This window comes from Sporocytophaga myxococcoides DSM 11118 (assembly GCF_000426725.1).
Taxonomy (GTDB): domain Bacteria; phylum Bacteroidota; class Bacteroidia; order Cytophagales; family Cytophagaceae; genus Sporocytophaga; species Sporocytophaga myxococcoides.
This window is the reverse complement of sequence record NZ_AUFX01000011.1, coordinates 79,617-103,174: the sequence shown is the minus strand read 5'-3', so window position 1 is coordinate 103,174 and position 23,558 is coordinate 79,617. Positions and strand designations below refer to the sequence as shown.

General features: G+C 34.6%; 19 protein-coding genes. 10 read left to right on the top strand and 9 right to left on the bottom strand.

Features of this window, described 5'->3' with window-relative positions:
- Positions 1-325: 325 nt before the first annotated feature.
- The gene (locus K350_RS28845; RefSeq protein ID WP_051313151.1) at positions 326-856 is read left to right on the top strand and encodes a DUF4240 domain-containing protein; all 531 of its coding nucleotides are present in this window, start codon (positions 326-328) and stop codon (positions 854-856) included.
- A gap of 60 nt (positions 857-916) precedes the next feature.
- Complete coding sequence (locus K350_RS31275; RefSeq protein ID WP_051313150.1) at positions 917-2,398, top strand: ATP-binding protein; 1,482 nt, start codon at positions 917-919, stop codon at positions 2,396-2,398.
- Between the two features lie 60 nt (positions 2,399-2,458).
- On the opposite strand, the gene K350_RS0114360 is transcribed toward K350_RS31275, so the two are convergent.
- The 5 genes from K350_RS0114360 to K350_RS0114340 form a co-directional block, all read right to left on the bottom strand.
- On the bottom strand, positions 2,459-3,520 hold the full coding sequence (locus tag K350_RS0114360) for a response regulator (RefSeq protein WP_028980509.1): 1,062 nt from the start codon (positions 3,518-3,520) through the stop codon (positions 2,459-2,461).
- Positions 3,521-3,544: 24 nt separating this feature from the next.
- Entirely contained in the window at positions 3,545-4,777 is a 1,233-nt protein-coding gene (locus tag K350_RS0114355; RefSeq protein WP_245598662.1) for a PAS domain-containing sensor histidine kinase, read from the bottom strand.
- Between the two features lie 44 nt (positions 4,778-4,821).
- Complete coding sequence (locus tag K350_RS0114350) at positions 4,822-5,811, bottom strand: 2-hydroxyacid dehydrogenase (RefSeq protein ID WP_028980507.1); 990 nt, start codon at positions 5,809-5,811, stop codon at positions 4,822-4,824.
- A 63-nt stretch (positions 5,812-5,874) separates the two neighbouring features.
- Positions 5,875-6,720 carry a universal stress protein gene (locus tag K350_RS0114345; protein WP_028980506.1) on the bottom strand — a complete coding sequence of 282 codons (846 nt, stop codon included), beginning with the start codon at positions 6,718-6,720 and terminating at the stop codon, positions 5,875-5,877.
- 26 nt (positions 6,721-6,746) lie between these two features.
- Entirely contained in the window at positions 6,747-7,613 is an 867-nt protein-coding gene (locus K350_RS0114340; protein WP_028980505.1) for a universal stress protein, read from the bottom strand.
- A gap of 216 nt (positions 7,614-7,829) precedes the next feature.
- On the opposite strand from K350_RS0114340, the gene K350_RS0114335 reads away from it, so the two are divergent.
- The 5 genes from K350_RS0114335 (at position 7,830) to K350_RS31270 (ending at position 15,005) form a co-directional block, all read left to right on the top strand.
- On the top strand, positions 7,830-8,426 hold the full coding sequence (locus K350_RS0114335) for a TetR/AcrR family transcriptional regulator (protein ID WP_037575728.1): 597 nt from the start codon (positions 7,830-7,832) through the stop codon (positions 8,424-8,426).
- Positions 8,427-8,465: 39 nt separating this feature from the next.
- A complete protein-coding gene (locus tag K350_RS0114330) occupies positions 8,466-8,960 on the top strand; it encodes an acyl-CoA thioesterase (RefSeq protein WP_028980503.1) in 495 nt (164 codons plus the stop codon).
- Positions 8,961-9,423: 463 nt separating this feature from the next.
- The gene (locus K350_RS0114320; RefSeq protein WP_028980502.1) at positions 9,424-10,476 is read left to right on the top strand and encodes a T9SS type A sorting domain-containing protein; all 1,053 of its coding nucleotides are present in this window, start codon (positions 9,424-9,426) and stop codon (positions 10,474-10,476) included.
- 424 nt (positions 10,477-10,900) lie between these two features.
- Positions 10,901-11,431 (top strand): HD domain-containing protein, encoded by a 531-nt coding sequence (locus K350_RS0114310; protein WP_028980501.1) that lies wholly within the window; start codon positions 10,901-10,903, stop codon positions 11,429-11,431.
- Between the two features lie 331 nt (positions 11,432-11,762).
- Complete coding sequence (locus K350_RS31270) at positions 11,763-15,005, top strand: glycosyl hydrolase family 8 (RefSeq protein ID WP_081671010.1); 3,243 nt, start codon at positions 11,763-11,765, stop codon at positions 15,003-15,005.
- A gap of 125 nt (positions 15,006-15,130) precedes the next feature.
- Here K350_RS31270 and K350_RS0114295 read toward each other — a convergent pair whose 3' ends face one another.
- Positions 15,131-15,667, bottom strand: a complete 537-nt coding sequence (locus K350_RS0114295; RefSeq protein ID WP_028980500.1) for a hypothetical protein — start codon at positions 15,665-15,667, stop codon at positions 15,131-15,133.
- Between the two features lie 234 nt (positions 15,668-15,901).
- On the opposite strand from K350_RS0114295, the gene K350_RS0114290 reads away from it, so the two are divergent.
- Positions 15,902-16,912 carry a DHH family phosphoesterase gene (locus K350_RS0114290; RefSeq protein ID WP_028980499.1) on the top strand — a complete coding sequence of 337 codons (1,011 nt, stop codon included), beginning with the start codon at positions 15,902-15,904 and terminating at the stop codon, positions 16,910-16,912.
- A 192-nt stretch (positions 16,913-17,104) separates the two neighbouring features.
- Positions 17,105-19,705, top strand: a complete 2,601-nt coding sequence (locus tag K350_RS28830) for a beta-mannosidase (protein ID WP_037575725.1) — start codon at positions 17,105-17,107, stop codon at positions 19,703-19,705.
- A gap of 87 nt (positions 19,706-19,792) precedes the next feature.
- Here K350_RS28830 and K350_RS0114280 read toward each other — a convergent pair whose 3' ends face one another.
- From K350_RS0114280 to K350_RS0114265, 3 genes are all read right to left on the bottom strand, one after another.
- Positions 19,793-20,296 carry a YdeI/OmpD-associated family protein gene (locus K350_RS0114280; protein WP_028980498.1) on the bottom strand — a complete coding sequence of 168 codons (504 nt, stop codon included), beginning with the start codon at positions 20,294-20,296 and terminating at the stop codon, positions 19,793-19,795.
- Between the two features lie 83 nt (positions 20,297-20,379).
- Complete coding sequence (locus K350_RS0114275; protein WP_028980497.1) at positions 20,380-21,012, bottom strand: PAS domain-containing protein; 633 nt, start codon at positions 21,010-21,012, stop codon at positions 20,380-20,382.
- Positions 21,013-21,612: 600 nt separating this feature from the next.
- Positions 21,613-22,278 (bottom strand): LuxR C-terminal-related transcriptional regulator, encoded by a 666-nt coding sequence (locus K350_RS0114265; protein WP_037575722.1) that lies wholly within the window; start codon positions 22,276-22,278, stop codon positions 21,613-21,615.
- A gap of 173 nt (positions 22,279-22,451) precedes the next feature.
- Here K350_RS0114265 and K350_RS0114260 point away from each other — a divergent pair, with 173 nt between their 5' ends.
- On the top strand, positions 22,452-23,558 hold the full coding sequence (locus K350_RS0114260) for a mandelate racemase/muconate lactonizing enzyme family protein (RefSeq protein WP_028980494.1): 1,107 nt from the start codon (positions 22,452-22,454) through the stop codon (positions 23,556-23,558).

Genomic DNA, 23,558 nt, shown 5'->3' with positions numbered 1-23,558 from the left:
AAAGATGTTAGTACATGTAAATAATCTATTGGTCCTATTTATTATGTTTTTAATCTAAAAGTTTGGCATGATATTAAAATATTATCTACTTTTGGACTTCCATAGCTGGTTGAAAGATCCCGGAGATCAATATACTCCCCGTATATCCTCCGGGATTATTTTTTTATAACTATTTTAAGCAAATGATTCAATTCTAACTTTGAGTAAATATTAATATTTCAAACATTTTCTGTTTATTCAGGTCTTCATATATTTTTAGGCATAATAAAAATTCATTGTTAAGCAGAATTGGAATAAGGGTTATTTTTAATTATATTAAATTACTATGGATATCAGCAAATTTTGGGATTTAATTGAGCAATCGAAAAAAAATACAAACGAAGATATCTATTTACAATTAGACAATCTTCGAGAGGCTTTGCAGCATCTGGATAAAAGAGAAATAATAAAAGCTCAGGAGATTTTTTGGGATCTAATGGATCAGGCTTACAAATGGGACTTATGGGCTGCCGCTTATACAATTCAAGGTGGATGTTCAGATGATGGATTTATAGATTTCAGAGCTTGGCTGATTGGCAGAGGGAAGGAAATTTATTATGGTGCTCTTGAAAATTCTGATTCGCTTTCTCAGATGTCGCAAGAGGCGCTTAAAGATAGCGAAGCTGGAGAAGAGTACAATTACCTTTTTGCAGAAGCATATGAAGAACTTACAGATGAGGAGATGCCTGAAATCATCCGGACGCCTAAAGCCAGCCCAGATGGCAAGGAATGGGATGAAGAAAATATAAATGAATTTAGACAGATTAATCCTAATCTGTTTGAAAAATTTAAAGAGGATTGGGAAATAGATGAATAATTAATACTAGTTGAATCTTTTACAATCTTTCCTGACTTTAATTTTTATTTTTTCAAATCCATGGAAAAGGCGGCAGGTCATAGTTCAATACCATCTGATTCTTCAAGGAAACTTACGAAGCTATACATTCTTGCTTTATCTGCTGTTGCATTGTTAACCCTTCTTGGACAAATCCTTATTCAAAGAGCAGTATCTAATCAAACTGAAGATTCTTATGTGGTTAACATGTCTGGTCGTCAAAGGATGTTAAGCCAGAAGATCTGTAAATTATGCCTTTCTATAGAGCGAAGTCCTGATTCATTATTCAGGATCGAATCAGCACAAAAGCTTCGTGCAGCTTTAGATACATGGGACAAGTTTCACCATGGACTAAGATTAGGCGATACCTCTGTAAATCTTCCGGTGAATACCAATCATCAGGTTGAATTATTATTTGAAGAAGCAGATTATTACTTTAAGGAAATATACACTAACGCAAATATCATTTCTTCTGTCATTGAAAATCAGCACTGGAATTCAAGATTGATCTTGGGAAACATAGAGACTATACTCTTAAATGAGAGTTCATATCTTAACCTTATGGATTCGATTGTGAAGGAATTCGAAAAGGAAGCAAGACTTAAAGTTTTATTTCTGAAAAAGATAGAGTTGGTATTATTTGTTATCACCATTTTAGTTTTGCTGCTTGAAGGATTTTTTATTTTTAAACCAGCAGCTCAAAAGATCAGCGAAGTAATTGCAAACCTGATCGATAAGGAAGCACAATTGAGAAATCTGAATAATCAGCTTGAGATAAAAATAGGAGAAAGGACAAATGAATTGTTTGAGAAGAATCAAGAGCTGGAAATGAAGAACAAACAATTGGACAAGATAAATAAAGACCTGGATAATTTTGTATATACAGCTTCGCATGATTTAAAAGCACCGATTAAAAATATAGAAGCACTTTTTCACTTGCTGAAAGGACAGGTACCTGAGACTCAGTCAAAGGCTAATGAAATTACTGAAATGATGGATGAGTCTATAGTCAGGTTTAAAGATGTATTGAGTGAATTAGGGAATATCGGAAAGGCGCAGGGAGACATTGAAACAGGAACGGAGAAAGTGGTATTTAAAGAAGTCGTGGAGGAAATTAAATTATCGATTAAAGATCAGGTACAAAGTTCAGGTGCAGTTATCACAGAGGATTTTAAAGCCGCTCCGGAGATAAGTTTTTCGCTTAAGAATTTAAGAAGTATTTTGTTTAACCTATTGTCTAATGCCATAAAGTATAAGACCCCGGAAAGACCACCAGTAATCCATATCTCAACCAAAATGATTAAGGATTATATCATTTTGAAGGTAAGCGATAATGGGATGGGGATAAAGGAAAACGAGATATCAGAAATTTTTAACATGTATAAGCGATTGCATAATCATGTAGAAGGTTCAGGAGTTGGAATGTATATAGTGAAAAGGATTATGGATAATAACGGTGGAAAGATAGAAGTTGAAAGTAAAGTAGGAGTCGGATCTACTTTTAAAGTTTATTTCAAGTGTTAAAGGTCTAAATAAAACGCGACCTTGTATTTAAAGCCCCGTTTTATTTAATCAGCAATTAGTTTAATGTTTCAATTTGGATAATTTATCTCCATTCACAATAGTAATTTTACTGCCCGCAATCTGAATAAAGCCCTCTTCTTTGAAATCAGTGAGTGTGCGGATTACCGTTTCTTTGGAAGCTCCTACAATGCCGGATAAATCATCTCTCGAGATTGCCATTGTAAATTCTTTACTTTCACTACTTTGATATTTTTTCTGAAGCATCAGCAAAGCTTCGGCAACTCTCTTTCTAACTGATCCATAAGCAAGTTTAAGTAGTCTTTCCTCTTGCTCAATTACATTATCAGAAAGAAGTTTTATAAATTTGTTGGCAACATCTCTGTTGTTATAAAGCAAAGCAAAAAAATCCTCTTTCAATATGGAGCAAATTTTTGAATCTTCTAGGGCTACGGCACTTTCAGTATATATTGAATTTTCCAATAAATCAGTATAACCAAAGAAATCACCTTCTTTGAACAGACCAGTAATAAATTCATTTCCCAGTTTATCAGTTCTGGACGTCTTGATTTTTCCGCTGCTTACGAAATATAAAAAGTTGGGATAACTCCCTTGTGAGAAAACGGAGTGTTTCTTGGGAACGATAATGATTCGCTGGTCATTATTCGATAAATTTTCCAGTTCTTTTATACCTCTTACTTTGCTTATAAATTCATCCAGACCTTCGGTAGTTTTTTTAAACTCTTCTTTTATCAGATCATTTTTTTTTAGCCTTGTTTCAACTGCATCCAGAAGCTCGATATCATCAAAAGGTTTTGTCAGATAATCATCCGCGCCGAGTTTCATCCCTTTGCGCATGTCCTCTTTTTCGGCTTTTGCAGTTAGGAAAATAAATGGAATGCTTGCAGTCGCTGAGTTTTTACTCAATACATGCAATACCCCAAAGCCATCAAGTTCTGGCATCATAACATCGCAGATGATAAGGTCCGGGTTTTCTACTTTGGCAAGCTCCACACCAATCTTACCATTTTCGGCTGTAACAACTTTGTAATTAGATAACTCAAGAATTTCTGCAGTATTCTCTCTTACTTCCTGGTTATCTTCTATAAGCAAAATTTTTTTCATACTTTACTAAATTAAAAAAATCAATTATTTATTCAGAACGGGTATGTTAACTTTAAAAGTTGTACCTACACCAAGCTTGCTTTCAACTGAAATATTTCCCTCCAGCAACTCTACATATCGTTTTACAATATTAAGCCCTAGTCCAGTACCCTGGATATTCCCTGCATTATGAGCTCTGAAAAATCTTGTAAATAAGAATTGAATATCATTTTCTGGTATTCCAATACCTTCATCTTTAACTGTTATATTTATCTCTTTCTGACTTACAAATATGTCGAGAACTATAGTACCTTCTCCGGAATATTTAGAAGCATTGGATAATAAGTTTAACAGGATGTTTTTTAATATATTTTTATCAAGATAAACTTCCTCCCGACCTTTGTGCTTGCAAGAAATGGTTTGATTGCTTTTTAGTGCTGGGGTAAGTTCTTCATTAATTTCAATACCAAGGGAATGTATATTAAACAGAGAAGGGGTGTTTGAAATAATACCTTCTTCCAATTTACTCAATGATAGAAAATCATTGAGTATACCTGTCAGGTTCGAAACAGAAGATTTTATTCTCAGGATATGCTTATCAATCTTTTCCTTTTCTCCCATTTCATTGTATTTGGAAATAAGAGAAACGGAAGAAAGGATAGTGCTAAGTGGCGTTCGGAATTCATGAGAAGCAATTGTGACAAATCGGGATTTAAGCTCATTAAGTTCCTTCTCCTTCTCAAGTGCTTTTCTGACTTCTGCTTCAGCCTGTTTTTGCTTATTATTGGTTTCTTTGAGTTGTTTGATGGCGTCAAAAAGTTCTGAGGTCCTCTGTTGAACGCGTTCTTCCAGTTCGATATTCAGCTTTTTATATGCATTCTCAGCTTCTTTAAGCTTGGTAATGTCATGGATGACCCCAGTATAAATAATTTTATTCTGCAAGAAAACTTCACTTACGCTTAGTCGGAAGGGGAACACGTTGCCACTCTTTTTTCTTCCGAGTACTTCACGACCAATCCCGATAATCTTTTTTTCACCTGTCCGCTGATAGTTATGAATATATTCATCGTGCCTGCTTTTATCAGGCTCAGGCATGAGAATATTGATATTCTTACCAATAACTTCATGAGGAGCGTATTCAAAGATTTTAGCAGCTGCAGGGTTTATCGTTTCAATGATCCCTCTTTGATCTATTGTAATAATGCCATCAATAGCTGTTTCAATAATAGCTCTTAGGCGGGATTCGTTATCCAAAGGATTTTTATCCTGTTCGTTCAATGTAAACTTCTCTTTTTTACTCTAAAGTTAATAACAAATATGTTTTAAAAAATATCATTTTTTGATCTGTTACCAGATTGCCAGCTATCTATGTTATTTATAGTTGTATCCGCAATATTTTTTAATGCATTATCTGTCAGAAATGCCTGGTGGCCTGTTATTATTACATTTTTGAATGTCATCAATCTTGCAAATACATCATCTTTCAAAACATCCGCAGAGTGGTTGTAAAAGAACAGACCTTTTTCTTTTTCATATACATCAAGTCCCAGATATCCTATTTTTCCTGATTTTAGGGCTTCTATGGCATCAACTGTATTTATCAGCCCACCTCTGCCTGTATTTACAATCATAACCCCATTTTTCATTTTGCTGAGGGTATCCTTGTTTATCATATATTTAGTGTGCTCATTAAGCGGGGCATGTAAGGAAATGATATCAGCTTTTTGATACATTTCTTCAAGTGATACATATTGAAGGTTATATTTTTCTGTATAATCCTTATTTTCCTTAATGTCAAATCCCAACACCTTACAGCCAAATCCATTCATGATCTTCGCTAATATTCCACCAATCTTTCCTACGCCAATAATGCCGACTGTTTTACCATTAAGATCAAATCCAATAAGTTCATCTAGTAGAAAATTGGAGTCTTTTACTTTACGGTCAGCCTGTACTATTTTTCTGTTTAAAGCAAGGATCAGTGTTGCAGTGTGTTCTGCAATTGAATAGGGAGAGTAGTCAGGAACATTGGCAACTTTGAACGAGAGTTCTGTCGCTTTTTTCAGGTCCACATTGTCATACCCAGCTGCTCGGACGGCTATAGATCGGATGTTAAGTTTTTTTATATTTTCCAATACTTCTGCTGACGCATCATCATTGGTGAAAATAGAAATAGCATCACAGCCATTAGCTTTATATAAAGTTTCCGCTGAAAGTGCCTCTTCGATAAATAACAACTCATGTTTTCCCTTGTTGGCATTTTCAAGATATTTTATTTCGTATGGTTTGGTGCTATAGATTGCTAGTTTCATGCTGTTAGTAATTGTTATTATTTATTTAATGCTAGATATCGTAAACGTAATATTTAATATCAATTAATTTACCTTAAATGTAAGTACAGGAAATTCAGCAAAGTTTACAAGATCTTCAGATATTCCTCCAAGCCAGTGCAGGCCTTTATGCTGATGAGTAGACAATGCTATAATATCTGCATTGATATCTTCAGCATATTTTACAATTCCATTGTATTCGGTTAAATCTTCCTGAATAATACTTTCACAATTTTTCAACTGAAACCGGTTGACATAATCTCTTAATCTGCTTTGGATTATACTCTGATTTGATTCATAATTGATCAAGGGATTAATATATAATAAATGAATTTTGAAATCAAATATTTCCTGCAAGGCCTTTAGTTTGCCAATGAACTCGGGAGAATCGTCCTGAAAGTTAGTTGCAAGGACTAAATTTCTCATATGAAAATCCTTGTTATTATTTTTCACAGAAAGAACCATACAATCAGCTCTTGTTACGACCTTTTCAGCATTGGATTCATTAAATATTCCCTTAAGTATTCCTTCAGACCCTGAAGTTCCCATTATGATCATATCCGCCTTTTCCAAAGTAATGTATCTGGAAAAATGTTTGCCGGGATCTCCGACTTTTATCTTTGGAATGAATCTGACTCCTGCATACCTGACATTTTCCAGGATGGAATGTATTTTATTTTTGGCAAGTTCTATACATTTTAAAACGTATACCTGTTCCATTTTATCAGGCATGAATATCTCGCCGGTTTCACTGATGGTGGTTCCTCCAGAGGATTCAATTACATGAAATATCTCAACTTCAGCTTGGGTTTTGCGGGCGATCTCAGTTGCTGCGATAAGAGCATTTTCAGATACTTCAGAAAAATCTATGGGTACAATTATCTTTTTCATAAATAGGTTATTTAACTTATGTTGACTTAAGATCTATTTGAATGTAAAATCAGGACAGGTATGCTGAATTTCTTCAAAACGCTTTTAATTACACTTTTGTGAAAGAGAGCATCTATCCAGTTTCTTTCATTATAAATAAGTACCAGTAAATCTGAATTGTCTTCGTTGATACTTTTCTGCAATCCTTCTTCAACTATATCAGATAAAGTAGTTTTATATTTAATATGATCATAGCTGGTCAATTTTTTGACTGAGTTTAAGGTGGCTGATGCCGTTCCCGATTCAGAATTTTTCTCATATTCCTGAAATGATTTTGCGTATTGTTCTATGTGTAATAGAGTAATTTCAGCTTTGAAAAGGATAGCCAGGTCTATGATATTTTTTACAGAAGAAATTTTTTCAGATACCTCTTCTATGGCAATATCAATTTTATGGAACAGTTTAACAGGAGTATCTTCATGAATGACAAGTATTGGTAAATCTGTGTTGCTTATCATATTCTGAACAGTACTTCCTAGTAATCCCTGAAGTCCTTCCGGGTTGTTTGTTCCCATGATTATCAGGTCAACCTGGTGACGGGCTGCCAGTTCCTTTATTTCCTGTTCAGGAATGTTATATTGAATAATATATTGGGCGTTGATCGTCTTTCCAGAGTCAGTTCTGAATGACGAAATATATGCACACACTGAGTCAAGTTGTGATTTCAAGTATTCCTGAGTTTCTTCCAGCACATTTTCAAAAACAACAGGGAAGGGCTCGTCATTAATAGATGTGAGCGTATAAGCATGCGCAACGATGATTTTTGCATCAGCTTTTTGTGCTACCATGATAGCATATTCCAAAGCTTTCTGTGAGGCTTTTGAAAAATTAGTGGGAAGGAGGATTGTTTTCATATTGTTTGCTCTATGATGTAAAGGTCAGATTATGAGGGGGGAGAAAAAATGAGTTTGATTATTTAAAAAAATGATATATGTCAGGTTTTTAAAGAAGTAGCTGGAGTTGATCATATGATTGTTTAGGATTTATGTTTGGATGATGCTTGTTTTCAGTCGTTTATTGTTTTAGCTTTTTAATTTGGTTTTTAGACCGATCAGTCTTATTTTTGTATTGTGGAATCAAAAGCTGAAAAGACCAAAGCATTAATCATTGAAAAAGCAGCCCATGCTTTTAATAAGAAAGGCTATCACGGTACTTCCATGAGTGAGATACTTGATTTGACAGGCTTGGCTAAAGGAGGGGTTTATGGTCATTTCAAAAGTAAAGAAGATATCATTGAAGCTGCTTTTGAATATTCTTTTTCAAAAGTATTAGATGAGCTGGTTTTCAGAATTAAGGCTTGTGACAATGCTATCGATAAATTATTTGCCATCACCGATTATTATTACAACTATACATTACAATCACCCATAGAAGGCGGGTGTCCGATCCTCAATTATAGTAGCTTTGCAGATGATAGCTTGCCAGGATTAAAATTACTCCTTATTAAAGCTTCTAAACAAATGCTATTCAGTCTTGTTCAGATTATCGAAAAAGGTCAGAAATACAATCAGATTAAAAAGTCTGTTAATGCCGGGCTTGCTGCAGATATACTTTATAGTAGGATAGAAGGGGCTATTATGCTTTCCAAGGCTACTGGTGACCCATTGAAACTCAATAGATTGCTTGATGAACTCAAATCTTATATTACAATATCTTTAAAAGCTTAATTATTTTAACCTAAAAAAGACCGAACGGTCTATTTTGATATGATAAAAGAACCTAGCTCAGTCTACACAGTTCGTTTCCAGGATTGTGACCCTATGGGGCACTTGAATAATAGTCGTTATATAGATTACATTATCAATGCAAGGGAAGACCACCTGGATCAGTATTATAATTTGAAGTTAAGTGATTTTATAGCTTCAGGGTATTGCTGGGTAGTGACGAATCATGAGATCTACTACATTAAACCCTCTTTGTATAATGAGAAGGTTAAAATTCAAACTTCTGTTATTGAAGTAGACAATTCATCATTGTTAGTTGAAGGGCTTATGATGAGTGAAGATGAGAGCCAGTTTAAGAGCCTTCTTTGGACGAAGTATTTTTTTGTAAATGTTAAAACCGGAAAAAGGGAAAATCATGCGCCTGAACAAATGGAGTTCTTCAATCAACTGAAAAACGAACATCTGAGTCATTATAATGAAAGTAAAATGCGTCTGAAAAGCATATTAGATCTGCAAAAAAGCAAGGTGATAAAGTAAATATAATAGAAGAATAATTTTAAAAAAGTCTCTCAACTAAATCACAAATTGAGGGACTTTTTTACTTGATAAAGACTGATGGCAATCATATAACATTGGATAGAACCATCTTTAATAATCATTTAATAAGCATTCCGGATGTGGTCTTAATGAATTAAAGGGATAAACTATCATTAAAATTTGATTAGAATTTGATTAAAATTTAGTTCCTGAAAATCTAAGTTTAAAGTGAATCCGGAGGGATATAACTAACCCATTTAACAAGTGTTTCATTGCTGATAATCTTACTATTTCTAGGAAGTAGAATTCTTGAATTTATATGAGATTTAAAAATTCAGGCAAATCATCCTGGCAAGAAGAGATTAGAAATGCATTGATTGACAGGATGTTTCTTGTGATTGAACCGAATCTTCTTTAAGTTGACCGAAAATTTCTTTCAATCAACTAAAAACTTCTATCAATCATGCAAAAACTTCTATTAACTATTTTATTGGTTTTATTTTTTCAATCTTTCATAGAGGCACAAATACAGCTTACCATAGCAGATTTGCCACATACCGACAAAGAATACAATATATACTACCGGCAGGTCATAAAGGAGAACCTGCAGGGCTTAACTCCCGGAGCGGCCGGAAATAACATTGTCTGGGATTTTTCTTCATTAAGCAGTGGCATTAAAGACAGTACTATTTTTGTTGATCCTATCACCTTTGATTCAGAACTTCATAAACTTTTTCCTTCAGCAAATCTTGCTTCAATAACAACAGAAGGTATTTTTTATTTCCAGATTTCAGAGGATGGGCTCAGGCATCATCAGACATTTCTTGGAGGGAGAGATGTTGCAGCTTATGAATTTTCTCCATCATTGCTTATTATGGACTTGCCAATCAATATAGGCAATTATTATTCCGGGGAAGGAGAACGAATTTTACCGATTGATGCTTCTACCAGAATGAGGATCACTACTGCAAAAAAAGATACTGTTGATGCCTGGGGACTGCTCAAGACCCCGACAAAGGACTTTGAAGTGCTCAGACTGATTTCATATATCACTTATACAACCTATACAGAAGTAAAAACCGAAGACACATGGACTCCTTTTAATCAAGATGTAAATAAAGTTATAGAATATAACTGGTGGGCTAATGGTATTGGAAAAGAAGTGCTAAAGTTCAGATACGCTGGTGCAAATGCAGAATCTCTAAATCATATAAGCTGGTTTACAGAAAAACAACCATTGATAATCACCTCTGTGCCTGATCAGCCTTTGATAAAAGAAATGCTTGTAGTGGGGCCTAACCCCACTTCTGGCTCAGTTCAGATATTCTCAGCCCCAGGATCAACAATTCTAAGCATTTCGGTAAAAGACATAGGAGGAAAAACTATCTTTAACAGAACTTCGGAAGAACCGATTTCTTTTGTGGATTTATCTTCACTTTCTGAAGGCCTTTACTATCTTGAATTAAAAGATGTGGATGGGAAAACCAATGTTAAAAAGGTATCCTTAGTAAAATAAAAAACAATTCAGCTGCAGCATTGATTTAACGATGCTGCAGTTGGTTTTAAGGAGTTTAGCGCTTCAGTAGCCCCTGGTTAAATAAAGATTAGTTTTTAATTACTTCAAATCATTTAGTCCTTTAAGATCCTTTAAGATTTGATTCAAATTTGAAAGGATATGAATCAATTCTTAAAGTGATTCTATTGGAAGGTTCTTTATTGCTAAAGCAAAGGGCAGCGGAGTTTATAAGGTTTCCCGGATTTTTAAGAGTTAAATCAAAAATAACAAAGATATGCATAGGCAAGTTATCAATTGGTAGTTTGCCTTTTTGTTTTTAAAGAAAGTAGTTATAGTTATTTAAACTGGGATATATTAATCGGCAAAAATATGAATTACTGCATAGAAGCATTAGATATTACTTAATGACAAAGCCTGAATGTAAATGATAGCTTTTAATTCTACTATTGAAGACATATTATTAAAACATAAGGATATTCTGGGAATGGATTATGAAAAGTATAGAAACCATGTTTATAGAGTGTTTATGTTTTGCCAGTTGATGGATGGAAATAAGAATAACATAGATAAATATGCAATTGCTTCTGCTTATCATGATATCGGTATCTGGACAGATCATACTTTTGATTATCTGAATCCTTCCATAAGAAATGTAGAAGCATACTTACATTCAATTCACCGACCTGATTGGATTCACGAAATTTCTTCAATGATTGAAATGCATCATAAGATATCAGACTTCAGATCTAAGGCTCCTCTTACTATAGAGATTTTCAGGAAAGCTGACTGGATTGACATTTCCTTTGGTCTTATAAAATTTAATTTAAAAAAATCAGATATTTACTTAGTTAGAAAAAGCCTTCCCAATTCAGGCTTTCATAAGTTCTTACTGGTTCTCTTATTTAGAAATTTTATGAAACATCCATTTAATCCTTTTCCAATTTTTAAACTTTAAAAGAGAAATTCATTTCTAGATGGTCTCCGTTCTTTATTCTTATTGAAATGAAATTCAACTCCTTTAAGTAAAGACTTAGTCCTATTAATTTTTGATTGATCATTATTGACCAGACTATCTGATATTTATATTTTTTAAAAGATTCTTGGTTTACCTTTTTTATCTCAGTGTGTAGCTCCTTTAATTCAACGCATCCTGCAAATTGAATGCTGATTTTTAGATCGAAATTCTGATTGTGAAGAAATTAAAAGTAGCAGGAAGTTGATTTAAGCTGATTTTAAATCTTGAATTTATAAAACACACTTACAATCAATCAAATAATCTGAAGAAGATGAGATTACTCACCCAAAAGGTTTTAGCTGTTTCTAAACTGGCCAGTTTATTTTTAATGCTTTGCATAAGCATTACAAGTATGGCCCAGGTTCCATCCACTTACCAGGTTGGTAAATGGTATAAGTTTAAATCAGCAGCGGTTACATATACTATGGATGATAATACATCCAATCAGTTACCGGTAGCTATTCCTCTATTTAATCAGTATAATTTTAAAACTACCTCGTTTGTGGTAACAAATTGGGGACCTAACTGGAATCAGTTGAAAACCGCATCCAATAATGGACATGAAATTGCGAGTCATACTGTTTCGCATACTACTTTGACTACTCTGAATACAACTCAACAGGATACAGAATATAAAAACTCTCAAAACACAATTAATACCAATATTACAAATGCAAAATGTTTAACCATTGCGTATCCTAACTGTAATACAGGTGACGTAAATACTATTCAAAAGTATTATTTAGCGGGTAGAACCTGCAGTGGACAAATCAATTCAAGTTCTCCAACAGACTTTTATAATCTTAGTTCTATCATTTGCGGAAACACAGGTGTGAATACTGCCAATGATATGAATAACAGAGTTTCCACCGCAAAGAATTCTAATGGATGGTGCGTATTCCTTATCCACGGTATAGACAATGACGGAGGGTACTCTCCTTTGGCTTCAAGCGTACTTGGAAGTCACTTATCTTATGTTAACACTAACGCTGCCGACTATTGGGTAGGGACCTTTTTGAATGTTGTAAAATATATTAAAGAACGTAATGCTCTGAAGATTACAGAAACTGCTGTAAATAATGACTCATTAAGATTGACTCCGACAGATAATCTTGATAACAGTATTTATGATGCAGCAGTTACTGTTCGTCGTCAATTACCAAGTGGCTGGACTGAAGCAAAAGTATATATAGGAAATACCTTACAAACATCTTCTATTGTTACGGTTAATAATGTTAAATATATTGAGTTTGATGTAATACCTGACAAAGGCATTTATGCTATTGCAAACAAAACTTCAACTCCAACTTGTACCACAGCTGCACCGACAGTTACATCTCCTGTAAGTTATGTAAAAGGCACTTCCACAACAGCACTATCAGCTACAGGTACATCTTTAAAATGGTATACAGAATCTACTGGTGGAACAGCCTCGACTAATGCCCCTGTTCCTAGTACAGCTACAGCTGGTACTACAATTTATTATGTGTCACAAACTTTGAATAACTGTGAAGGACCAAGAGCAGCAATTACTGTGAATGTTACAGAAAGTTCAACTGGCGGAGGATGCAAAGAAACAGGAGAGGGAGCTTATTACACTGGAACATACAGGAATATGTTCAAGGAACTTCTGAATAAAACAGATACCGAGATAAATTCAAAAGTGAATACCGCTTTTCAGCAGATTTTTTATGGCTCTGCAGATCAAAAGTTATACTATGAAGTAGGGGCAGATATGGCCTATATACTGGATGTAAATAATAACGATGTAAGATCTGAAGGAATGTCTTATGGTATGATGATATGTGTGCAACTCAATAAGCAAGCTGAATTTAATAAAATTTGGAAATGGGCTAAAACCTACATGCAATATGGTAGTAACAATAACTATAATGGATACTTTGCATGGCAGTTAAATAAAGACGGGTCAATAAAAGGAAATAGTCCGGCATCGGATGGTGAAGCATATTTTATAACATCATTGTTTTTTGCAGCTAACAGATGGGGCAATGGAACCGGTATGTTTAACTATGAGGCAGAAGCCCAGGATATCCTGAACAAGGTTATGAGTAAGACAGGAGCAGGTTCTGTATACAATCTTTTCAATACCAATTCAAAACTGATTACGTTTGTTCCATACGGAGACTCTTATGGTTTTACGGATCCATCTTATAATCTTCCTGGTTTCTGGGAACTATGGGCTAAATGGTCTAAAACAAATCAAACCTTCTGGTCTCAGACACCAGCTGCATCGCGTAAGTTATTAAGAGATGCATCTCATTCATCTTCTGGATTAACTACTGATTACTCCAATTTTGATGGCACCCCTAAAGAAGTTTCATATAATGCAGATGCTGACAGATTTATGTATGATGCGTGGAGAAGCATCATGAATATAGGAATGGACTATCATTGGTTCAAAGCAGATGCACAACAACCTGTAATTGCAGAGCGTTATTTGACTTTCTTCAAAAATCAGGGATCAGGATATAAGAATCATTATGACTGGAATGGCGCAAATTCCAATGGAGATCACTCTACCGGTCTTGTTGCCTGCAATGCTGTAGCATCTCTGGCTGTAAATAATACCTCTCTTGCAACACCTTTTGTCCAGGAATTCTGGAATGTAGGAATACCTACCGGGCAATATAGATATTATGATGGTATGTTATACATGCTTGGATTGTTGAATGTTTCCGGAAACTTCAAAGTTTGGAAACCAGCTTGTCCTTGCATACCTCCAACAGCTCCATCTGTAGCTGACCTTAATTATTGCCAGGGAGTATCTGCACCTGCATTGACTTCAGCTGCTTCATCAGGTAATATTCTTCAATGGTATGGTACCAATGCAACAGGAGGTACAGCTAGCACCACAGCACCAACACCGTCAACAGCTGCTGTAGGTAAATTAGTTTATTATGTTTCACAAAAATCAGCGACCGAAGATTGCGAAAGCCCTAGAGCAGCTATAACAGTAACTGTGAATGCAAAAGTGATTCCATCTATAGAATTGAAGTCAGAATCAGGCACTGTAGTTGATAATCCGGAAACAAATTTTGTATTGACAACAGCAGCTTTCAATGGAGGAGCGAATGCTACTTATGTTTGGAAGAAGAATAACCAGGTTATTTCCAATATTTCTGGTGGTTCATATGAGGTGCCTAAACCGATCAATGCGGGGGATACTTATTCTGTTACAATGACCTCTTCGGCCAACTGCGCAGATCCTGCTATAGTAGCGTCGAATGAAATTAAATTCGAAGTAGTTACAGGAATAGATAACTTTGGATCAGTTGGATTTGTGATTTATCCTAATCCAGCTAAGAGCTCTGTAAATGTTCAAGGTCTAGAAGGAAGTTTTAAATATTCTGTAGTTGATAATTTCGGAAGAGAATTACAAGCCGGAGAATCAGAATCTAATATCGATTTCAGCAACCTGAAAGCTGGTGTGTATGGATTGGTAATAAATTATATGGGAAGCAAAAAGGTAGTGAAAGTTGTAATAGCGGATTAGTAAATGAGGACAGGCTGTGCAAACTGTCTGTCTTTATTAGGTTTATCATAGAGAGAAGGATAAGTAGTAAAATACTTATCCTTTTTTATTTTAAAGACAACATCTTCTCCTTAATTGATGATAATCTAAAAAGCATATCCCAGCTTGATATTCAGGGGTACAGTAAAAGTTAGGTGATTGCCTTCTACAGGTGTCGAATTATAAGACCATGTTATACATCCAGGTTCTTCAGCAGGACCAATGTAATTTATACTTTTAAATTTTCCTCCAAGTCCGCTGTAGATATCAATAACAAAGTGACGAACTAGAAATTCAAATCCCATTTTCATATTAAAAATGACCATATTTTTATCTAAATTATAAAGCTCGAGTTTCTTAGAACCAGTAGTGCCGAAATCCTTATAGTAACCTTCGAATTTGAGATTTGAATTTTGATAGATCATTTCAGCCGCCAGATATGGCCTTGTTACTTTCATAATTGAAAATAAAAATTTCCCTTCTAGTCCTAATCTGTATCCTTGAATATTTGCGTAATCTGTTGTCTTAAAAATATCTTTTAAATAAGTGGCAGATACCTGCCCTGCAAATTGTTGTTTTAAGAGCCTTTCATAGCTTAATTCATATCCGGGATTAACAAGATCTAAAGTTCTTATTGGTGACAATTTAAAAGTTGATAGCTGGTTTAGAAATAATTAAAATTATCATCGCAAAGTAAGCTAATGTGTTAGAAAATAACTATTTATAATTAATGTTTTGTCCTGATAATTTTTATTTAATGGCTTGAATTTTACGGTTTCAGCGTGAAATGCCTAATTTCAAGGAGAAATTGCTAAAGATTGAATCAATTTCTTTTTTTATAAAGAAAGCCTAATTTCGCACCCCAAAGCAAATTTGACATGAATCCATACAAAGAGATTGAAAACGAAATATTAAAAGCCTCTCACATACTTATCACTGCCCATAAATCACCAGATGGAGACTCTGTAGGTAGCTCATTGGGTTTATATCATTTTTTAGAGCGCTTAGGTAAAAAGACTGTAATTGGCCATCCGGATCCGGCACCTGAATTTTTGCAATGGTTAGAAGGTATTGATTCAATCTTATATATGGATAGGGATGGAGATGCACTGAAAAATCATTTCCAGAAAGCTGATCTTATTTTCTGTCTGGATTATAATGCAACTGACCGTGTGGGGCCGGAAATGCAGCAGCTTATTAAAGCGGCTCCCGGCAAAAAGATCATGATTGATCACCACCTTAACCCTGAAAACTTCGTGGATATTATAGTCTCTGAAACAGAAGTCTGTTCTACTTCACAACTCATTTATGAACTCATTGAGCAATCAGGACACGCTGATTTATTAAACGAAAAAATAGGAACACCTTTGTATCTTGGCATACTCACTGATACAGGAGCTTTCCGCTTTCCATCAGTGCAACCAAGAACTCATGAAATATTAGGTAAATTATTAGAGGCAGGTGTTCAGCATCATCTTATTCATGAGCAGTTGAATGACAATAATACTGTTGCACGTCTTCGCTTACAGGGATATGCTATTAGCGAAAAACTTGAAATTCTGGATAACAGCCATGCAGCTATAATTTCACTGTCAGAAGCTGAACTTGCCAGATTCAGCGCTCAGAAAGGCGATACTGATGGTCTGGCTAATTTTGCATTGTCTATTAAAGGAATCAGAATTGCAGTTTGCCTATATGAGAAGGAAGGAAAAATCAAGATGTCATTTAGGTCTAAAGGTCAAGAGAATCCGGTTAATATTCTTGCAGAAGAACATTTTGACGGAGGGGGACATGCCAATGCTTCCGGAGGTATCAGTGAGATGTCCATGGAGGCTACTTTAAATAAATTAAAAACTCTATTGCCTATTTATTTTAAGTCGGATAAATAAGAAGAACTCCTGAGTTATTTAATCTAAATATTCCTGTAAAATTTTATTAAGGTCCGCTTTGACCCCTGTTGTGGCTGAAAGGGACCTTAATATTTTGAAGGGATTTACTGTTTTTTTATCGGTAATTAATTGCATATCAATATGGTTTTGATATTCTTTGCCAGAAATTTAAGCTTGAATCTTTAATCATCTATGACAAAACTCAGCTATTTATTACTCTTCTTATTGGTTTTAGATTTTTCATTTAAGAATTCAGCCAATGCAAAAGCACCTTCAGAGAAGGGCCATGAAACTATTCAATTAGATAAAAACTGGGAATTCCGACAAGTAGGTAAGGAGAAATGGTCAAAGGCTTCTGTACCTGGTTGCGTCCATCAGGACTTGATAGAAAATGGAACCATTCAGGATCCGTTTTTCAGATTAAATGAATTCGATGTGCAGTGGATAGAAAACGAAGATTGGGAATATCGAACTACTTTTAATGCCTCTAAGGAAATAATAAATCAGGAGAAGAAAGAACTATATTTTAAAGGGCTAGATACATATGCTGATGTTTACCTTAATGACTCATTGATTTTGTCTGCTGACAATATGTTCAGGTCGTGGATTGTAGAATGCAAAAATCTTAAAGAAGGTGACAACCAATTGAGGATAGTGTTCAAATCTCCTGTTAAAATCGGTCAGGAAAAATTGAATAAGCTTGGATTTCTTATTCCTGTTCAAAATGAACAAGCTCCAAAGGGAAAGCAGAATTCGGTAATGACCAGGAAAGCTGCATACCATTACGGATGGGATTGGGGGCCAAGAATTGTAACATCCGGTATATGGCAGCCAGTTTATCTTCATGCCTGGTCAAAAGGGAAAATCAAAGATGTTTTTCTTCAACAGAAAAGTTTGTCATCCAACATTGCCAATTATACTGCTACTATAGAAGTGCTCTCAACATTAGAAGGAGCAGGGCAAATGGATATTTCAGCTGACGGAAAACGTATTGGTTCCATGAAAGTGCAGCTGAAAAAGGGTATAAACAGCGTTCACCTGGATCTTTCTATTAAAAATCCGGAGCTTTGGTGGAGTGCGGGCCTTGGTAAACAGAAACTATATAATGTTAAAACTGTCTTGAATATTCAAGGTGCTGAAACGGATACAAAAGAGACTAAACTCGGGATATGCACATTAAAAGTAATTCAAAAGAAGGATGCTCTCGGTAAATCATTTTATGTAGAGTTGAATGGGGTACCGGTATTTATGAAGGGAGCTGATTATATTCCCGGAGATAATCTGATCACCAGAGTGGGGCAGGACAAATACAACAGAGTTATTAATGAAGCACTTGATGCAAATATGAATGTGCTTAGAGTGTGGGGTGGAGCTGTTTATGAAACAGATAAATTCTATGACTTATGTGCTGAAAAAGGACTGATAATTTATCAGGATTTTATGTTTGCATGTAGTATGTACCCAGGTGACGATGCATTTGCAGATAATATCAGGCAGGAAGCAGAAGAGCAGGTTAAACGCCTCAGAAACTATCCAAACATTATGTTATGGGCCGGCAATAATGAAATATTGAACGGCTGGCATGAGTGGAACTATCAGGAACGTTTTGGCTACAATAATCAGCAAAAAGATACGCTTTGGAAATACTATACTAATATATTCTATAAAGTACTCCCAGAGACGGTGCAAAAGTTTGATCCTGATAAATTATACTGGGCTTGTTCACCTCAATCGGAGCAAGATAAATTGCAGACACCGCTATCTGGAGACCAGCATTCCTGGTCAGTCTGGTTTGGAGAGCAACCCTTTTCGAGCTATGAAGAACAGCCAGGCCGCTTTATCAGTGAGTATGGTTTTCAGTCTTATCCATGTATGAATACACTTAAGAAGATTGCCCTAACAGAAGACATGCAGTGGGATTCAGACGTGTTGTTGAAAAGACAGAGAAGCCCTATGGAGTGGATTGGGAAAGGAATGAATGGCAATCATATGATAGACAGATATATGAAAAAGGAGTTTAAGACTCCTAAAGATTTTGAATCATATGTTTATATAAGTCAGCTATTACACGGGCAAGCAATAAAGACTGCAGGCGAGGCTCACAGAAGAAATATGCCATATACTATGGGCTCTATGTATTGGCAGATCAATGACTGCTGGCCAACTGTTTCCTGGTCTTCTGTTGATTACTTCGGTAATTGGAAAGCCAGTCATTATAGAGCAAGAAATGCTTACAAGGATATGATTGTTAGTTTTACTCAGCGCAATGATACTCTGAAAGCTTATGTTGTTTCTGATAGACTAAAAAACACTAGTGGTGAATTGAGAATCAGCGTATATGATTTTTCCGGTAATCTTATTATCTCAATACCACAGAAGGTAACTGTATTAGGTAATACAAGCAAAGTGTTTTTCGAACATAAATTATCTGAATTGTTGAAAGGGAAGAACAAAGAAGATGTTTACATTAAAGCTGAACTGTCAGAAAATGGAAAATTAATAACAGAGAATAATTTCTTTCTGGTTCCATATAAATCTTTGTCTTTGCCTAAGCCAAAAGTATTGGTGAAAATATCCCAATCTGCGGAAACTTATACAATGCAAGTGAGATCTGATAAATTTGCTAAAGACGTTTATTTATATTTTGAAGACTTGGATTGTAATCTGAGCGATAATTTTTTTGATCTTGATGCAAATCAGATCAAAACATTAACTTTTAAAATTAAAGGAAATCCTTCAATAGATGAATTGCAAAAGAAGTTGAAAGTTCTAACGGTTGCTGATAGTTATTAAAATAAAAATTGTTATCAATAAGCTTAAATAATAAGGCCTTTAATAATCATATTAAAGGCCTTATTGTTTATTATCAGTAATAAACGTTTATTGATTCTTATACATTCTGATCATTTCTCCATACCCCAGTCCCAAAGCCAATCCATTCACAGACATGGCAATCCTTTTGGTCTTGGTAGCTTCTGTTTTCGCAGATTCAATCCAGTTGGAAAAGTACCTTTGATGAGATTTGGGTAAAGACTGAAAGAATTTTAATGCTTTGGGTTCATCTTCCAGGCAAGTCATAAAGTCTTCGGATAACTTTTTTTCTTCAGTATCTAAAGAGAGTTCGACAATAAGCATTGCACCTTTATTTTTTTTAATTGCCTTTCTTACGGATGCATTTAAAGGCATAATATAATCACCATTACCCATTGGCAGAAGGCTTACGCCTTGGTATTCATAAGCATCTAATTTACCTTTTACTTTAAAGGATTTTTTATTGGATGGCTGCAATTGTTGAGCTACATCTTTAGGGATCTCTATGTAGCTCCAGCCCGTTTTTTCCCCTTTTTCGTCGAACTGGAGGATAACTGTATTAAATTTTATCAATTGAGTTCGCAGGTTTATCAGAACCCAAGATATAAAATATGAAGGTATAATGTCTAAGGTTAAAAAAGAAAATTATAAATCAGTTATAAATAAGGATTACTACAGCCAATCACAATCTTTTTTAATTTATCAAGGTTTACAGTGTCCGTTACATCAGCGGAGAACCCCAGAATATTGGTCTTTCCTGTAATAGGATTTTGGAAGGGAATCTTATGTGTTTTAAAAATATAGGTTCGTCCATTAGATAATGAAAAGTTTTGATTAGGAAGCTCAACACTTTTATTTTGAGTCAGAACCTCTTCATCAGATTTTCTGATGATTTCTATTTGCTCTTCATTCTGGATAAAGTGCGCATCATTTTTACCAATGATTTGTGCTTCATTCAGTCCAAACAGTTGTGCCTCGAGTTTATTCATAAGCAGGTATTTACCATTTTCATCTTTCAGGAAAACAGGAAAGGGCATGCCTTCAATAATTATTCTAAGGAAATCGTAAGTTTTTTCTTCTGGCGCTAGCATTGGGTTGGTGGAGTTTTCAATCAAGGATTTAAGTACTGTCTGCTCATATTCATCCGTATGACTTTGCAGTAAACTTTTAGCTTTTTCAGTATTCCCTTCTATAATATTTTCAATAGTAGAGAGAATACTAGTAAGCTTATTCTCAAGGAAAGACACTCGTTCTTCCGGAGACATAGACTTGGCAACTTCGTTAGTCATAATTCAAATATTTTAGTTATTAAATTGCCTCAGATAAGTGAATATCTTTTTATTGAATACTCACGTACAAATGATCCCCGACATTAAACAATTATCAATAGAATAATTATTCTATTTTTATAATTGTATTTTTCCTCGTTTAAAAGCATTTTACGATTTAGGGTTTTTAGTGGTTTTGTTATATATAAAAATAACCAGTCAAAGTTTGAATAATTATATTTTTGTTATTTTTCCCTTATTGTTAAGGAGTGTAAAATCGAATGTATTTTATTAAATTGAATTTATTTGTCAAAAAGTTATATTTTTTAAATAACTAAATATTTGTATAAAACAAATATTTCGCTTAAGGCGTAATAATCCTTCCAAGCTATAAAATCACAATTACTATGGAACAGGATGTATTTTTATTACTTAAAGATTATTATTCACTCAAGTCAGAGAGACAAAAAATACTTGCTCAATGCTGTCCAAAAAACAAAAAAAGTAGACCTAGTGAACTGGATGAGATTGAACAGAAGATGCAGTCTTTATTTGAAATAATAAAAAAAGATTGTAGAAATTCCTATTACTAACTTCTCATTAAAATTTGACAGTTACTAATCAAATCAGATTGAATGCCTGAGCAAATTTTGTTAACTCATATTGATTTTGAATCTGTAGTTTATTTCTGATATTCTTTCGATGCGTACTGATTGTTTTCTCTGAAATGTGAAGCATTTCAGCTATTTCAGCAGATTGCTGGCCAAGCGCCATTTGCTTTAGAATTTCTTTTTCTCTGTTAGTCAAACTTGAAAATAACTTATGATTATTTCGGAGGAAAGTATTCTCATCCAATAGCCTGTCTACTTTGGCATTTACAGAATTCTGAGCTTCTATCGGGCAGGCTATTACTATAATATGTGTTGGTGCACCAGTTTCGTCTGAATGAAAAATTTTCAGTGTGCTCAAATACCAGGTCCAATCATGGTTTTTACTTTTTCTGACTTGTTGGAAAAATGAAATCAGGTCGTTTTCATTTCGGGATTCTATGAGTTTATAAATTTTAGGAGCATAATCTTTCCAGTCTTCAACATTAAAATACCGTTCATTGTATTCAATGTTTTCAATGCTTGTTATCTCTTCAAGATCCACACCAAGTATATCCAAACCTCTAGGAGACATATATTCAATTTTCAGATCTGAAAGATCTTGTATAATGATTACACCAGGAATAAGCTCTGCTGTTGTAGCTATGCCCTCAAGTTTTTGCTTAAAAGTAAGATTCATAATTTAAAACTATTCACCAATCTGATAAAAAGACGATTCTCTCTTGATTAATTAAAAATATTATTTTCAATTTGTTCCACCAGAAAATCTTCCAGATCTTTTAATACTTATGTGGAAGAATACCTTGGTTTTCAAAAATATCATTAAGTTTAAAGTTAAATAAAATTTTACAAATGCTCATTCGTCAAATAGAAATATTTAAATCAAGGATAAAGCTTTTAGAGCCTTTTAAAATTTCGTTGGGCATTTTGGATCATGCTGAAAATGTAATTGTAAGAATTACAACTGATAATGGCTTTATAGGATTTGGAGAATGTAGTCCGTTTAAGACAATTAATGGTGAAAGCATGGATACAGGTTTTATTGTAGGGCAATACCTGGGGAAAGTGCTTATTGGAAAAAATCCATTAGATATTGAAGATTGTATAAGTCTGATGAATAAAGTTATATATGGAAACTCCAGCATTAAAAGTGCCTTTGATATTGCGCTCTATGATATTGCTTCACAGCATGCTAAGTTGCCTTTATACAAATTTCTTGGGGGAAACAATTACAAAGAGATTGTAACTGATTATACCATAAGTATAGACAGGCCTGAGAAGATGGCGGAGGATGCAGTTGAAATAAAGAATAAAGGTTTCAACGTCATTAAGGTTAAACTTGGTGGAACCAGGGAAGAAGACAGTGAGAGGATAAAACAAATCCGAGATAAAATCGGATATGATATTCCATTAAGAATAGATGCGAATCAGGGCTGGAATTGCAAGACGGCTCTTGAAATACTTAAAAATCTTGAGTCATACAATATCCAACATTGTGAAGAGCCAATTCCAAGATGGGATTTTATGAACCTGCCTTTCCTTAAGAAAAATAGTTTAATACCAATAATGGCCGATGAATCTTGTTGCGATCATAATGACGCTGCAAGGCTTATTGATTTGAATGCATGCCATCGATTTAATATTAAGTTGGGGAAATCTTCAGGTATCTTTAATGCCTTAAAAATTATAAAACTTGCAGAGAAGGCAGATATTCCAATGCAGATAGGAGGTTTTCTGGAGTCCCGATTAGGATTTACTGCTTCCGCACATCTTAGCCTTTCCAATGACCAAATAAGATATTTCGACTTTGATACACCTTTGATGTTTGAGGAAGATCCTGTTAAAGGAGGGATGACATATGGAAAGAATGGACTTATTACTTTGCCGGAAACTATTGGCTTGGGAGCCTTTATTGATGAAAGCTACCTGGAAAATTTACCCAAAATTTTAATTCAATAA

Bases quoted from the DNA above. Each gene is read 5' to 3' on its own strand.
- K350_RS28845 (WP_051313151.1), top strand. From the start codon at position 326: ATGGATATCAGCAAATTTTGGGATTTAATTGAGCAATCGAAAAAAAAT.
- K350_RS0114340 (WP_028980505.1), bottom strand. From the start codon at position 7,613: ATGAAAACAATCCTCCTTCCCACTAATTTTTCAAAAGCCTCACAGAAA.
- K350_RS0114360 (WP_028980509.1), bottom strand. From the start codon at position 3,520: ATGAAAAAAATTTTGCTTATAGAAGATAACCAGGAAGTAAGAGAGAAT.
- K350_RS0114260 (WP_028980494.1), top strand. From the start codon at position 22,452: ATGCTCATTCGTCAAATAGAAATATTTAAATCAAGGATAAAGCTTTTA.
- K350_RS0114275 (WP_028980497.1), bottom strand. From the start codon at position 21,012: ATGACTAACGAAGTTGCCAAGTCTATGTCTCCGGAAGAACGAGTGTCT.
- K350_RS31270 (WP_081671010.1), top strand. From the start codon at position 11,763: ATGAGATTACTCACCCAAAAGGTTTTAGCTGTTTCTAAACTGGCCAGT.
- K350_RS28830 (WP_037575725.1), top strand. From the start codon at position 17,105: ATGACAAAACTCAGCTATTTATTACTCTTCTTATTGGTTTTAGATTTT.
- K350_RS0114320 (WP_028980502.1), top strand. From the start codon at position 9,424: ATGCAAAAACTTCTATTAACTATTTTATTGGTTTTATTTTTTCAATCT.
- K350_RS0114290 (WP_028980499.1), top strand. From the start codon at position 15,902: ATGAATCCATACAAAGAGATTGAAAACGAAATATTAAAAGCCTCTCAC.
- K350_RS0114330 (WP_028980503.1), top strand. From the start codon at position 8,466: ATGATAAAAGAACCTAGCTCAGTCTACACAGTTCGTTTCCAGGATTGT.
- K350_RS31275 (WP_051313150.1), top strand. From the start codon at position 917: ATGGAAAAGGCGGCAGGTCATAGTTCAATACCATCTGATTCTTCAAGG.
- K350_RS0114350 (WP_028980507.1), bottom strand. From the start codon at position 5,811: ATGAAACTAGCAATCTATAGCACCAAACCATACGAAATAAAATATCTT.
- K350_RS0114345 (WP_028980506.1), bottom strand. From the start codon at position 6,720: ATGAAAAAGATAATTGTACCCATAGATTTTTCTGAAGTATCTGAAAAT.
- K350_RS0114265 (WP_037575722.1), bottom strand. From the start codon at position 22,278: ATGAATCTTACTTTTAAGCAAAAACTTGAGGGCATAGCTACAACAGCA.
- K350_RS0114310 (WP_028980501.1), top strand. From the start codon at position 10,901: ATGATAGCTTTTAATTCTACTATTGAAGACATATTATTAAAACATAAG.